The organism is Paenibacillus sp. JT22N15 (assembly GCF_059383755.1).
Genome location: NZ_JBXENV010000001.1, coordinates 341,632 through 355,873 on the forward strand (window position 1 = coordinate 341,632; position 14,242 = coordinate 355,873).

The window sequence follows — 14,242 nt, forward strand, 5'->3', positions numbered from 1 at the left end:
GCATGAATGCCCATGAAACCCCGTCCGTTCCGCTTCACCACCTTATGCTTAAGCTTGTCAGCATGAAACGGTTAACGAAGTCTGCGGACATTACTTTCGCCGAGCAAACCGTCGAGAGCCATACGCTGCTCATCATTGTCGACAGTGAAGGCACCCTTTATTTGAACAATCGCTATGTCCGGTTTGAAGCGTTCAGCGCATTCCAATTAGCCCCCGGAGATTGCTACCAATTTGATGGCCAGACGAATGAAACGATGAACTACTATTGCCTCGTTTATTCGGTCGTTCGCCTCGACTATGTTCAGCCATCGTATTACCAGCAATCGCTGTTTCCTGGCAAGCATGAGCTGCGCCTTTACCCGCTTGCTCCATACGCCAAGCTGCTGGAAGCGATACAGGCAGATGGCAAAGCGCTGCAAGGCATCGAAGCGTATAAGCAAAATCTCGCTTTCCAAAAGCTGATGGGCATGCTGCTGGAGCAGCATCTTCCAGCAAGCCAAGGGAATCGCCAGCTGTATTCATTAGAAGATACGGTTCACTATATTCAGCTTCATTATAAGAGTCCGCTTACGGTCAAGCAGCTCGCAGCGCTGACGAACATGCCCCAGTGGCAATACAGCTCCTTATTTAAAGCGCTCACTGGCAAAAAGCCGCTCGATTATTTAGTATCGCTGCGCATTGACCATGCCAAGGAATGGCTCGCGAACTCCCATGCCTCGCTGCGTGAAATTGCCGAATGGTGCGGCTTCGCCGACGAATATTATTTCAGCCGCCGCTTTCGGCAAATGACCGGCGGTTCGCCAAGGCAATATGCCCTTTCCATGCGGCAGCGCGTTCAGGTCAAAGACTGGATGGGACATCAAGTTGTCATTCCAGCAGAACCGCAGCGTATCCTGTATTATGGCGAGACACTGGGTGACCTGCATGTACTCGGATTTCAAACGGTAGGGGGAGCGGATTATTCCGTTTATCCAGTGTTCAATAAAGAACAAGCAGCGGAGCAGGAGCCTGATTTGATTATTTTAGCGAGTGGTGACGAGCAGATTTATGAGCAGGCGGCGGACATTGCCCCGACGCTTGCCTTTAACTCTTGGGGAACGCTCGAGGAGCGTTTGCTTATGCTTGGCGACTGGCTAGGCAAGAAACAGGAGGCGTTGCGCTGGCTTGCTAGACATGAGCGGCGGACAGAACAGATGTGGCAGCAGCTAGGCAGCCATATAAGGGAAGGCGAGACCGCCTCCGTATTCATTTTTGAACGGGGAAATCGGCTGTTTATAATGGCTGGCAGCGGGCTGGCATCCACCCTCTATCATCCGCTTGGCTTTGCCCCAATCAGCGAAGTGAAAATGCTCATTGCCGCTCAGCGGGCTTATAAGGAAATTACAGTTGGCTCCCTGCCCCATTATGCCGGTAATCGCCTGTTTATGATCGTGCCCGACACAGAGGATTCTCGGCAAGCGATGGAATCGCTAATAAACAGCCCGCTCTGGAAGCAGCTTCCGGCTGTGCAAAAGGGCCATGCTTACGTAGTCGACAATAACTGGAACTACGGTGATGCGGAAACAGCAAACAAGCTGCTTGGCATGCTGCCTAAATTATTGCAAAAACCGTCCTGAAGCCGCAGCTTCGGGACGGTTTTTTAGTTGGATTTTAAGTTAGTTATTCAATTAGCCTTTCACTGCGCGGTTTTCCACCAAATGGAGGATGGAAGCCGGCCAGCCCCGACGGCTACCGGCTCGCCAATGATAGGCGTTGCAACTTGCACATTCAGCTGCTTGGCCGCTTGCGTCACGCGCTCTACTGGATCATTCCAGTCGTGGAAGCTGAGTGTAAAAGCTCCCCAATGGATCGGAAGCAGCGTTTTTCCTTTTACATCGACATGGGCCTGCACCGTTTCCTCTGGCATCATATGAATCGACGCCCAGCGCGGATCATATTGTCCGCATTCCATAAGGGTCAGATCAAACGGACCGTATTTCTCGCCAATTTCTTTGAAATGCGCGCCATAACCGCTGTCGCCGCTAAAATAAATGTTAGCTGCACGTCCTGTAATCACCCAAGAGCACCACAACGTAGAATCCCGGTTGTTGAGGTTTCGTCCTGAAAAATGCTGCGCTGGAGCGGCCGCCAAGCGAATGCCTTCAAACTCCAGCTCTTCCCACCAGTCATGCTCGGTTATAATCGATTTCTCCACTCCCCACCGCTCCAAATGGCTGCCTACGCCGAGCGGAACGATAAAACGGCGAACTTTGTTTTTAAGCTTGAGAATCGAATCATAGTCCAAATGATCATAATGATCATGGGATAATACAACAGCGTCAATTTGCGGCAGCTCGGCAATTTCAAACGGCAATTTGCCGCTATAACGTTTGTTTCCGAAAAAAGGGAACGGCGTCGGCGCTTGGCCAAACATCGGATCTAGTAATATATGTTTTCCATCCAGCTCCAGCAGCATAGCCGAATGTCCAAACCAAGTGACTCGCGCTTGCTCGCCCTTATCGTCCCCGCCAAATTGCAGCTTCTGCAGCGGCAGCTGCGCCTGTGGCTTGCGATTTGGGTTTGTTTTCATATAATCGCGCAGCATGGAAAATAGGTTGCTTGCACTGTTGTCCATAGCCGTCGCACTCAAATTTTTAAACTTGCCGTCCTTGTAATGGGGCAAACGTGAGAAAGCAGCAAGCTGCTCCTTCGTTAACACGCCTCCAAGCGCAGGATAGAACTTTAAAACAAGCATTACCGCAAGCAGCAGTACAGCAAGCACAATAATAGCAGTCAGCATGGCGATTACTCCTTTAAATTATGGTTAATGAAAGATAAACTCCATATAAACGAACGATCATTTATTAAAATAAAACTGTTGATAATTTAAATCGAGCTCCTTCGCTAATAATAAATGATCATTCAGTTATTGTCAATATAGGTGCAGCTCCTCCTGCTAGCTATTCGTCTAAAAGATTGTAACATTTTTCACAGCTTCTCTGCGCTTAATGGATTATAATAGAAGCGAGCCCGGAAGAATAAGGAGGAAGCCCATATGTCTATCCAACATACCGTACATTTCAAAATCATTCGCCCCCATGAAACGAAGACGCTGCACGGGTTGATTTTTCTGGAAGAGAACCAGCACCCCACTGTAGAAGATTATGCCAAATGCCTTAAATTGTGCGGCCACGATGTGGTCATCCACGATGCCGATAAGTTTATTTTCAAAGCAGAATCTGACGGTCAATCCTATTTAATTGATGTTCTAGAGGATTTCGAGAAGCGCGTGCGCGATCTTGATGCTGAAAACCTCAGCAGAAGCTTCCAGAAGCCAAACCCTAGCTTTTAATCCAGCCCACCTTCTTATAGTAAAAAAACGCCAAGCTCCAGTCCTTCGCAGGTCTGATGCTTGGCGTTTTGCTTCTCATTTTGCATATTCGTCATTCATGCTTATCTCTATTATCTTGCGAATATACGTACCTATCTGACCGGACGGCGCTCGCTCGCTTGCGGAAAGTAGCCAATCGACGTTGCATACGCAAGCATATTTCCAATTAGCTGCTCATTAGGCGCTGCGCATGTAATGCCCGATTGCTGCAAAGCAGCGGTTGTCCGCTCGCAGCTGTAGCGATAGGCAGAGTCCTTCGCCCCATCGCCTTCCAATTGCGCGATCGCAAGCTGCACACCCTCCTGATTTTTCAGGATGGCTTTATCAAGCAGCCACTTCGTATAAGCGGCTGGGCTTGACGTCTCTATGGCGTAGCCATTGCTGCGCAGCATGTCCATCAACGTTTCGTAAGGCAGTGGCTCCGGGTTGCAAATATGGTAGACACCTCCGGCTGTATCCGGCTGCAGCGCCAGACTGACAATCGACTGGCCCGCATAATCAATGGGCGTAATATCGATGTCCCAAGTAACCTCTGGCGCTTGTCCAAGCAGCAGCATCGATTTGAGCATCCGGTAAAACGCATTGCTGTCAATGTTGCGCTGGAAGCTTCCGCTTACCGAGTGGCAGGACAAATTGCCTGCCCGGTAAATGCTGACGGGAACGCCCTGCTCAGCAGCAGCGTACAGCAGCTTCTCTGCTTCCATCTTGCTGTTCGTATACAAGCTCTCAACATGCAGCTCCGGCGCAAGCTCTCCAGCGGCTACAACTGCTTCCCATTGCCCGCTTAAAGCCAAGTCCTCTGGAATGCCGAGCGTAGAAATATGGTGGAAGCGAACCGTTTGGCGGCAAGCTGCGGCTAGCTCCAGCAAATACGCCGTCCCATTCACATTCGTACGGGCAAACTGTCCCTCTTCGCCAAAGTGCCTCACATCCGCTGCACTGTGCATAATTGCATCCAGACTGCTCATTAACTGCTGATACTGCTGCTCCTCAAGCCCGAGCCGCGGCATTTCCAAATTGCCTTCTACCGCTACAACGCGCCCTTCCATTAATGGAATAGCCGCATCTCCAAAATAATAGGCAAGATGGCTCCGCAGTCTCGCTTCACCCGGCTCTGTTCCTGGCCGTACGAGGCAATAAATGGTCGCGTCGCTTTGCATCAGCAATTCATAAAGCAAATAACCGCCTAGATATCCGGTAGCTCCAGTTAACAGCAAGGCCTTCGGCTGCAGCTCAAAGCTGACAGACGGTTCAGGCTTATAACGCATAGCTGGCAGCTCTTCCAGTGGCATAGCTGGCCCAACATGACGGGCTGTCTCCTGCTGCTCTGGCGCTTCGGCAGCAAGCTGCTCGATGCGAGCGGCAATCGCTTCGATCGTTCTATATTGAAATAAATCATTAATTTTCAATTCCGGGTAATACGGCTTGAGACTGGCCAAAATATGAATAATTCCGAGCGAGTCGCCGCCAATCGTAAAGAAATCATCATGAATGCCGATATGAACGAGGCTGAGTGCCTCGGCCCATGCGCCCGCAATCATTCGTTGGATGCCATTTTGAGGGGCAACGTAGTCGACGCTGATCTGCTCCTCTTGGTAGGAATAGCTGTGCAGCTTTTTCCGGTCGATTTTCCCGGTTGGCGAAATCGGCATTTCGTCCAGCTGGACGATCCATTTCGGTACAAAATAAGAGGGCAGCTTATCGCCCAGCTCTTGCTTAATGGTAACGGTAGTGAGCGGTTTACCGTCCTTTGAAGTAAAGAAGCCAACGAGCATATTTTGCTCCTGTGCATCTTTTTTGCAGATGACTGCTACGTTTTGCACATTGGCGATTTTCGAAAAGCTGTCTTCGATTTCCCCAATCTCAATGCGATGTCCGCGAATTTTTATTTGCGAATCCCGGCGTCCTACATATTCAATTGTGCCGTCCGGCAGCAGCTTCGCAATATCGCCTGACTTATAAATTTGACCGTCGCCAAATGGATTGGCGACAAAGGCATCCGCCGTTTTCTCCGGCTGATTTAAATACCCTTTCGCCAGGCCGATCGTCTCAATCAGCACCTCGCCGTGCACATGCACTGGGCAAAGCTGGTTCAGCTCGTTGACGATATACACTTTGTAGTTTTGGATCGGCTTGCCGATTGGCACGTTGGATAAATCATCGGAAATATAGCCGCTGATTTTATGGGTTGTGGTGCACACGGTGCATTCCGTAGGACCATATACATTAACGATAGCAATATTGTCCTGGAACTTCCGCTGGAACGCCCGCACCTGCTCGCCATAAAGCGCCTCTCCTGCTACAGTGATCAGCTTTACGCCTGTAAGCTTTTTGTAACCCTCCTCCGACAAATAAGCCGATAGCTGGTTAAAAAAGACGGTTGGCAAAATCGTAATAATCGTCGTTTTCGTCCGTTCGATCGCTGAAGCAAATTCCTCTACGGACACGCGCTCCTCTGGAGACAATAAATACAAATGCGCACCATAGAACAGCGCTCCAATCGTATCCCATACCGATGCGTCAAAGCTGTAGGTCGCGAACTGCGTCAGTATATCCTCATGCCCAATTTCACAATCCTGCCGCACCGTGTCGCCGAGATTGACGACTCCTTCATGCGCAATGAGAGCTCCCTTCGGCCTTCCCGTAGAGCCAGACGTATAAATAATATAAGCCAAATCATCCGGCGCTACCTGAACGTTCGGGTTCGAAGCCTCTACCCTGTCATAAGCAATATGCTCCACTACGATAATTTCCTTCAACTGCTCAAGCCCTTCGGACTGATGCTGCGCCTGCTCTTCGTATTTCGCTTTGGTCAGCACGAATACCGACCGGGTATCTTGCAAAATGTAGCGGTTGCGCTCCTCTGGATGCTCGGGATCGAGCGGCACATAGGCGGCTCCCGCCTTCAAAATGCCAAGCAGGCTGACAATGAGCTCCAAGCTCCGCTCCATGTAAATGGTGACGAAATCGCCTTTGCTCACGCCTTTGCTGATCAACAGGTTCGCCATTTGGTTCGCCTGCTCATTGAGCTCGCGGTATGTAAGCTCCCCGTGAATAGATGATACTGCCGTTCTCTCGCCATGCTGCGCCGCAGCAAGCTCAATCATGCCATGAATCGTCTGCTGGCGATCATAAGCGCCAGCTGTCGCATTCATTTTCTCATAGACGAGCCGGTCCTCAGCGGTTAATAGATCAATGGCTGCCACATGCGCGGCGGGATCAGTTAAAGCGGCTGTAAACAGCGTCTGATAATAAGCGGCATAGCGGTCGACGGTTGCTTTCTCCAGCAACGATCGGTCATATTGCATGCTGAGCTGCCACTTTCCATTGTGTTTCAGAAGTTGAAGGCTGATAATTTCCGAAGTAGGCTGTACCGGGTGTCGATGCGAGAAGCGAGTGTCATAATGGGCTTGTTCCGAGGTTGATCCATCCTTTACAGCTTGCACTAACGAGGTTTTTAGGCTATCAAATGTAGGCGTTTCTTCGATCTGGACTAACCATGGCTTATCGTTGCCCTGGCTATCCTGCACACCGATGAGCAGCTGCTTCTCGCTTGAAAGTCGGTATAAGAGCGCTGCATACGCCGCAGCGGCCTCTGCTTCTAAATCCTTTTCTTCTCTCGTTTCTATCAGTTGGCTTACCTGTTCGCCCAGCGCGTATTCTTCCGTTGCATAAGAATACGTGCGGTTATGACGCGAAAAATCTAGTGGAATTAATAAGACAAAATCGCTGAAAGCAATCTGGTTAGTTGTAGTGTGTTTATTTTCCGTCATAATTGTAAAACCTCCTGTGGGGGATTTGCCCCGCAGCCGCCACGCAGCCGCAGGGCTCCCTTTATGATAGTTATACCGGGATTAAGAAGTACGGACCTGGAAATGGTTGATGAGCTCCTGCAGCTCTTCCGACATTTGCGTCAATTGAGTCGACGATTCCACAATGGCATTCATCGATTCTTTTTGCTCGGCAATCGATTTGGAAATTTTCGCACTGTTTGCTGCTGTAATGCCTGCGGAAGCCGACAGATTTTCAGCCGTAGCCGTCAATTCTTCCGTACCAGCTGAAATTTGCTCTGTGGAGCTCGATACTTCTTGAATTTGCAGCGTTACACTGCGGGTAGCGGACAAAATATCGTCCAGAAGCGAACCCGTCTCGCTGGAAATTTGCAAGCCCGTACGAACTTGGCCTGTTCCCTGATTCAGTGCATGGACAGCTGTCGTAATTTCCTGCTGGATTTCTTTAATCAATCCGGAAATTTGCGTTGCCGAGCTATTGGACTGCTCCGCCAGCTTGCGAACCTCGCCTGCTACGACTGCAAAACCTTTGCCATGTTCGCCGACTCTTGCCGCTTCAATCGCTGCGTTAAGCGCCAGAAGATTGGTCTGTGTCGCAACGCCCATAATGAGCGAAACGATATTTTCAATTTCCTGTGAACGGCTGGCGAGTGATTGAATGGCACTGGAGGATTCGACCACAAACTTTTCAATCTGTTCCATCTGCTCAACAACCTGGCCTACGACTTTATTGCCTTCCTTCGATTTGTGCTCCATATCGCCAGCTTCTTCTGCTACGCTCGACGAGCTGTGAGCAATGTTTTGAATAACGGTCGACATTTCGTTCATTGCTTTGGCTGCTTCCCCGGAGGACAACTCCTGGTTGGCAATTTCGATGTTGATTTCCCGCATGTTTTCGGTAATTTCCTCTACCGTTTTGCTGTTCTTTTCGGAAAACTCATACAAAGATTTAGCCGAATCCGTTACAGCATTCGACGTTTGACGCACTTTGACCATCATGTCGTTGATCCGGCGAATCATGATGTTGAACTTGTGATTGACGACACCGAGATCGTCGACGCCCGATTTCAGCTCGACATTTAAGTTGCCGCCGCTTACTTCTTCAATGCCTTTAATCAGCTCTTTAATTGGCTTCATCGTCATACGCGAAATGAAGAACTGGAGCAAGAAAATAAGCACAAGGAAAATGAGCATGATCGAAATGCCGCTGACCAGCAGCGTGTGCAGACCGTTAGGCACAGCGCTCGCATCTACATCCGCCGCGAAGAAAGCAAATACGTTGCCACCGCTGTCTTTGATTGGATAAAGAATTGTCGTCCAAATGCCAAAATCATCAGTGTAAAAGCTGGTGAATGTAGGCACTCCGGTTTTCAACATTTCCTCTACAGCGGTCGACATTGCTGCTGGCTGCTCATACATCGTGCCAACACCCATGTTTTCAGCGGAGAAGGCTTCTACGAGACTTGTAGGCATAGCAATAATTGACGTTTGATTGCCATTCGTCAGCTCCGTTCCGAATACATAAGCCTGTGCGATATTCGGGTTATATTTATGTATCAGATCCAGCGTTGCTTTCAATTCCAATTGGGTGGCGCCTTCGTAGCTTTTCTCGGCAATGGCTTGCTGGATTTTCGCAGGTTCCATTTCCTGTGCCCATTCCTGTGTAATGGCGCTAATTTGTCCACGAAGCTGCTTAATCAAAATATCCTTCTGAATGATGTAGCCTGATGCAATTAAAATGGATCCAATCAATACGATGTTAAAGAAGGCAAGCAGCAAATTTTTAGAAAAAAAGGACATTCTTTTTATGAATTGCATTCTGTCAACGCTCCTATATGTATGATGTAATGCTACTTTCAAAAATGATTGTGACGGTTCGTTCACGGCTCGGTCATCCGGCTGTTGCAGTAGGCTGCATTCTATTTGCTTCCCACCCATGACTGTGACTAAAGTTCTATTGTCAAAACTTGTTATGTCCCGATTCGCACTTTAGCCTTATACCGGTTTGTTTATCAGAAAATTCTAAACATTAACCACTCCCTCGCTTTTCTACTCTATATCTCTCTATATGATCTGTCGAAAGTTTCCCCTCAAACTAGTTCAATACATTATTCAACAGATACTACTAATACTATCGACCTATTCAATACGAATAGTAATAGATTTTGCTAAATTGTTATTTATCTTATGTAAAAATTTATACAACAGTTAAAACGAAAACAAGCGAACGACAGGAAATCCCTGTGTCCGCTTGCCCTCAAACCGAGTATAACAGCTTGCTTCAACGACTATATCACTTGCCTGACCATACCACTGTAATTTCGTAATAGCCATCTTTGTCCCGGTCTGGAGCACCCGTAATCGTTACAGCTAAATCATCACCCTTTTTGCCTACCATCGTTAATGAATTGCTGCTTACATCCTCTGACGTATCCGTCAGCTCTTTCGTCTGAAAATAAGCTTTATAGGATACGCCAAGCGAGTCTAATCCATTTTTCGTCTCATAGACGAAGTACACCGATTTTTTGTTGTCGCGATTGTTTTCCACCGTCTCTTTTATTTTCGCATCTTTCGGAATCGGGAAATCTGCCGGCAAATATTTCGGACGCTGGCCTGTGTACACATTGCTATCGGTTCCGCCGCCTCCGGTGGAGGAGCTGCTGCCGATGGTTACCTTATTGCTTCCTGCATCGTAAGTAACGGGCACATTCAAAGCATCTGCAATCGAACGCACCGGCAAGTAGGTCGACCCTTTATAAGTAATTGGAGCCTGCTTGGCGCCATTGCCATCAACTAGCGTGTACGCGCTGCCATTAAGCTCGATTTTTAAGCCATTATTCAAATAAGCTTTAATTTGCTCCAAGTTGCTTCCTGCATATACGCCTGCCGAGCCGGTAAGCACCATGCCGAACACCGCTGCGGAAATGACCATTTTTTTGCTTTTCACATCTATCTACCCCTGTCTATTGAAAATAATATTCCCCCCAATCCTTACCTCCTCTGGATGCTCCTAAAACCATTTTCTGCAAAAATAGTTCTAATTTCCTTGCCGCGCTTCAGCAGCTATCTTGAAGCCTACGACTCAGGAACCAGCAGCAGGGCTGTACATGCGCGTTTCTTCAAGCAGCCTTACGACTTCCTCCAAATGCTTATCTAGCGTAATCGGATTGTAATTCCCCCATATTGGGTCGACGATATAGGCGCTGCCGCTGCGGACGGCGGGCAAACTGTTCCATATCGGATGATTCAAAATCGCCCGTCCTTGCTGTTCATCCACCCCGGTAGGGGCAAGCGAAAAAAACACCCGGTCACCCGCGTAAACCGGCAGCTCCTCAAGCCGTATCGGCATCCATTTCAGCTGCTTGTTCCGCTCCGTCAATGCTTTCAAACGCTCAGGCAGCTTAAAGCCGATCCCCTCATAGAGCGTATGCCCAAAATGATGCGTCCCATACATATACAGCGTCTGATCCACATAAACGAACGCCGAAGCCGTCTCGCCCGGACGGATACAACAGCCTAGCCGCTCGCGCGCCAGCACCGCCTTTTCCATATAGCCCGCGATCCACTCCTCCGCCTCCTTTTGTCTGCCCAGCAGCTCGCCCACCGCACGCAGCCGTCCATACACATCATCGTTCCAGCTCACATGCGCCATAGGAGCAATTTTTACCAATTGATCGATGAGCGCTGCCTTTATAAAGCTGGGGTACAAAATTAAATCGGGATTGAGCTGCATAATTTGCTCCGCATCAATCGGCTCCTCAATGCCATGAACGCCGCGCAGCGCCTCCTCCTCAAAAACAGGAAACATCGCGCTGTTCACCGCTATCGGGCGAATGCCAAGCGCCAGCAGCTCGCCAATGTATTGAATCGAAAATATACGCGGAGCGCGACCGAATTCCTGCATATATTGCGTCGGTGTAAGTCCGGTCGTCTGCTTGAAGCGCCGGCTGAAATAATATTCATCCCCGAAGCCGACCCGCCCGGCAATTTCGCGAACGCGGGCCGTTTGGCTGAGCAGCAGCTGCTTTGCCCGCTCGATCCGCAGTGCAGTCAAATAAGCAGTTGGCGTGCTGCCCGTTAATGCTTTGAACTTTTCCCCATATTGCCAGCGGCTCATATTCACTTCCTGTGCCAGACGCCCAATCGAAATTTCCTCTTTGTACGAATGCTGCATATAAGAAATCGTCCGCTCCACTGCCCCTCTGGCATCCGGCTCGTCCTCTTCTTTGTGCTGGCGCTTCAGTACTTCCAGCATGAGCTGCTGAAACTGAATATGGCGCTGGAGCGCCTCCAGCTTTCCAAGGGGCGGCTTGCCGCGAAGCGACAGCAGCATATCTTCCAATAATGCAAATGGTTCAAAAACTATTTCGCCGCCATCCGCAAGCAGCTCCTCATCCTGTGCACCGATCTCGAAAGAGAGCTCGTATAATCGAATCGGCTGAAAAGCTTCGCTTTCGACGCCGATCGCTGTGTTGGGCGCCAGCAAAAAGCATTTGCCGTATGCAGCGGGATGGCTCACCCCGTTAATCGTAATGGTGCCCTGCCCCTGCGTGACGGCCAGCAACGTATAGGCGGTCAGCCAGACGAAGGCCCGCCCTTTACCCTGCTCTTCATCTTTCCGGCAGTCATAGAGCCGATACTCCAGCCCCGAGAACAAAAGTGCTGGAGGAAGCGCAGCCGCTTGTCCATCATGCTGATATGCCATCCTTTACCTCCCGCTAGTGATAACCGTTATCAATATATGCTCCCATTATAAAAGATTCCGGGAGAGGCGTAAACGGCTCATAGCTAAGGCTTCATATTATTACGATTATACTCGTATATGGCTTGCTCTTAGCCGCTTATTGCTTCGCTAGCAGCTCATTCGTCATTTCATCCAGCAGCCAATCAAGTGTAAGCGGATCGTTGAACGACCAGCGTTTGCCCACGATGTAGGCATGGCCATTTTTCACCGCAGGGATGTTTTTCCACACAGCGCCGTTAATTATTTCTTCCGTGCCCTTCTTGGCATCCTCGTTGTCATCCTGCAAAATCAGGAATATATGGTCGCCAGCAAAATCCGGCAGCGCCTCTAGCGATATTTCCTTCCACAAGTCCTTGCCGTCCTTGAACAGCTCGCCTACTTTGTCCGGCGCTTTAAATCCGAGTGCATCATACATCGTTGGCCCCAAACGCTGCGGCCCATAAATGTACAGCTTGCCGTCTACATGCACGACGAACGCGGAAGCTGTTCCACCCGCTGCAACAACTGGCTTCAGCAGCTCACGCTTCTCTTCGCTTTTCGCCTCATATTTTTTAATCCAATCTTCAGCTTGCTCCGGCTTGCCGACAATTTCGCTCAAGGAGCGCAGACGGCTAAAAATGTCGCCGCTGTAATCAATGACCACCGTTGGGGCGATTTTGGACAATTCCTCGAACTCCGCCGCATCCAGGAAATTTGGCACGATAATAAGATCAGGCTCCAGCGCCAGCACCTTCTCCAAATTCGTCGATACGCCCTCACCGCTAACGTCTGCGATACCTTGCAGCTTCTCCTCACCAAGAACCGCTTTGGCATTCAGGAAGTTCGTACCTACCATTGGAAAACCAAGCGCCATCATCTCGGAAGCATAATAATGCGCAACAATTCGCTGCGGATTGCTTGGCAGCTCTACCTCTCTGCCCATTACATCCTTATAAATGCGGGCTGCAGCCTGCTCTTCCGTCGCTGCTGGCTGTGCAGATGCAGACTCAGTTGCTGCTGCGGCAGGCGTCGAGCCCGCACCCTCCGCTGAATGGCCTGCATTCGAGCCGCAGGCTGCAAGCAGCAGCATGAGCAAAGCTGCCGCGCTCACAAAAATCAATCGTTTTGAAACAGAAAACAACGAAACAAACATAAGACCTCTCCCTTTTATATGATAATAATTCTCAATGATAGCTTCTTTATTCTACTCTGCCCTTTTGCTTCCTTCAATGGACTTTTTCGCAGTTTTGCATAGACGAATTTTGCGGCGTCCCAACCTGAATTAAACGGCTGCCAACAATAAAAAAAACCACTGGGTTACAGTGGTTTTTTGTCAAGCTCTGCCTTTTCCGGCTTCTCTACATCCAGCACATCCATGAGGAACATGAAGATGGGAATACCGATGATGAGTCCCCATATGCCCATATAATGCTGGGAGAAGATGAGGATGATAAATGTGTAGAACATCGGAAGCTTTGTTTTGTGCGCATACAGCCTTGGATTCAGGAAATACGTCTCCACCGCGTGAATGAACAAAATAATGCCGATCGCCCACAGCACCATCGGCAGCCCGCCAATCTGGTAGCCGATAATACCAATCGGGATGAACGAAATGATAACGCCTGCCACCGGAATCAGACTGAGCAGGAATACCATAATCGTCAGCGCGATCAAATAGGGGAAACCGAGTATCCAGAGCCCAATCATCGTCAGCGCTGTATTAAACAGGGCTATCAGCAGTTGTACCTCTATCACCTTGCCGAAGGAGGAAGCAAATTTGCTGCCGAAATAATGAAACTCCCGGTATGCCCAGGAAATTTTGCTATAGCGGAATTTCTCGGTAAACTGATCGACCTTGTTTTTTTGCAAAAGGTAGAAAAAGCTGAGCAAAATTACGAACAAAATAATTTCCAGCCATTTTCCCAGCTTCATAATATAATCAACGGCACTGCCCAAATACTTCTGGTAGTCCACCTTCTCTAAAGCATCGACCAGTACTCCGACAATCTGGTTGTCTTGAGAGGTGTCTAAAAACCTCGTAATATTATTAATCATATCCACAACTTGATTGATCATTTTAGGCAAATAATTAGATATCCCGAATACTAATCCGGTCACAAGCAATACGTATAACACAACCGTCACCAAAATTGGCGATATCGGAAACAGCTTGCTGAGCTTTTTCGTAATAAATCCTTCAAGCCGTCCCATAACGAACGTTACAAGAAAGAGGAGCAGCAGTAAATTGAGCATATTGTGAAGGCTGTAGAACAACAGTACAACCAACATAATAAACAATATTCTCCTTACAACCGGATGGGCAAAAAATGTGCGCAACGCTTCCATAGACTTCCCTCA

General features: G+C 49.0%; 9 protein-coding genes. 2 read left to right on the plus strand and 7 right to left on the minus strand.

From position 1 onward, the window contains the following. Window positions 1–2: 2 nt before the first annotated feature. Window positions 3–1,616 (plus strand): helix-turn-helix domain-containing protein, encoded by a 1,614-nt coding sequence (locus AC50X8_RS01495; protein ID WP_056029766.1) that lies wholly within the window; start codon window positions 3–5, stop codon window positions 1,614–1,616. Window positions 1,617–1,675: 59 nt separating this feature from the next. Here the strand turns inward: AC50X8_RS01495 and AC50X8_RS01500 are convergent, their stop codons facing one another. Beyond that, on the minus strand, window positions 1,676–2,779 hold the full coding sequence (locus AC50X8_RS01500) for an MBL fold metallo-hydrolase (protein ID WP_494878237.1): 1,104 nt from the start codon (window positions 2,777–2,779) through the stop codon (window positions 1,676–1,678). A gap of 255 nt (window positions 2,780–3,034) precedes the next feature. On the opposite strand from AC50X8_RS01500, the gene AC50X8_RS01505 reads away from it, so the two are divergent. Continuing rightward, window positions 3,035–3,331 (plus strand): hypothetical protein, encoded by a 297-nt coding sequence (locus AC50X8_RS01505; RefSeq protein ID WP_056029773.1) that lies wholly within the window; start codon window positions 3,035–3,037, stop codon window positions 3,329–3,331. Window positions 3,332–3,462: 131 nt separating this feature from the next. Here the strand turns inward: AC50X8_RS01505 and AC50X8_RS01510 are convergent, their stop codons facing one another. From AC50X8_RS01510 to AC50X8_RS01535, 6 genes are all read right to left on the minus strand, one after another. Next, window positions 3,463–7,143: a non-ribosomal peptide synthetase family protein gene (locus AC50X8_RS01510; RefSeq protein ID WP_494878239.1), complete on the minus strand. Its 3,681-nt coding sequence runs from the start codon at window positions 7,141–7,143 to the stop codon at window positions 3,463–3,465. An 81-nt stretch (window positions 7,144–7,224) separates the two neighbouring features. Further along, on the minus strand, window positions 7,225–8,979 hold the full coding sequence (locus AC50X8_RS01515) for a methyl-accepting chemotaxis protein (protein WP_494878241.1): 1,755 nt from the start codon (window positions 8,977–8,979) through the stop codon (window positions 7,225–7,227). Between the two features lie 475 nt (window positions 8,980–9,454). After that, window positions 9,455–10,108, minus strand: coding sequence for a stalk domain-containing protein (locus tag AC50X8_RS01520; RefSeq protein ID WP_494878243.1), 654 nt, complete (start codon window positions 10,106–10,108; stop codon window positions 9,455–9,457). A gap of 135 nt (window positions 10,109–10,243) precedes the next feature. Continuing rightward, window positions 10,244–11,866: a helix-turn-helix domain-containing protein gene (locus tag AC50X8_RS01525; protein ID WP_494878245.1), complete on the minus strand. Its 1,623-nt coding sequence runs from the start codon at window positions 11,864–11,866 to the stop codon at window positions 10,244–10,246. Between the two features lie 136 nt (window positions 11,867–12,002). Further along, window positions 12,003–13,037, minus strand: coding sequence for an ABC transporter substrate-binding protein (locus AC50X8_RS01530; RefSeq protein ID WP_494878247.1), 1,035 nt, complete (start codon window positions 13,035–13,037; stop codon window positions 12,003–12,005). A gap of 164 nt (window positions 13,038–13,201) precedes the next feature. Further along, window positions 13,202–14,230 (minus strand): AI-2E family transporter, encoded by a 1,029-nt coding sequence (locus AC50X8_RS01535; protein ID WP_056029790.1) that lies wholly within the window; start codon window positions 14,228–14,230, stop codon window positions 13,202–13,204. Between the last annotated feature and the right edge of the window lie 12 nt (window positions 14,231–14,242).

Excerpts from the sequence above, each read along its gene's own strand:
- AC50X8_RS01525 (WP_494878245.1), bottom strand. The coding sequence starts at position 11,866 with ATGGCATATCAGCATGATGGACAAGCGGCTGCGCTTCCTCCAGCACTT.
- AC50X8_RS01535 (WP_056029790.1), bottom strand. The coding sequence starts at position 14,230 with ATGGAAGCGTTGCGCACATTTTTTGCCCATCCGGTTGTAAGGAGAATA.
- AC50X8_RS01510 (WP_494878239.1), bottom strand. The coding sequence starts at position 7,143 with ATGACGGAAAATAAACACACTACAACTAACCAGATTGCTTTCAGCGAT.
- AC50X8_RS01515 (WP_494878241.1), bottom strand. The coding sequence starts at position 8,979 with ATGCAATTCATAAAAAGAATGTCCTTTTTTTCTAAAAATTTGCTGCTT.
- AC50X8_RS01495 (WP_056029766.1), top strand. The coding sequence starts at position 3 with ATGAATGCCCATGAAACCCCGTCCGTTCCGCTTCACCACCTTATGCTT.
- AC50X8_RS01530 (WP_494878247.1), bottom strand. The coding sequence starts at position 13,037 with ATGTTTGTTTCGTTGTTTTCTGTTTCAAAACGATTGATTTTTGTGAGC.
- AC50X8_RS01500 (WP_494878237.1), bottom strand. The coding sequence starts at position 2,779 with ATGCTGACTGCTATTATTGTGCTTGCTGTACTGCTGCTTGCGGTAATG.
- AC50X8_RS01505 (WP_056029773.1), top strand. The coding sequence starts at position 3,035 with ATGTCTATCCAACATACCGTACATTTCAAAATCATTCGCCCCCATGAA.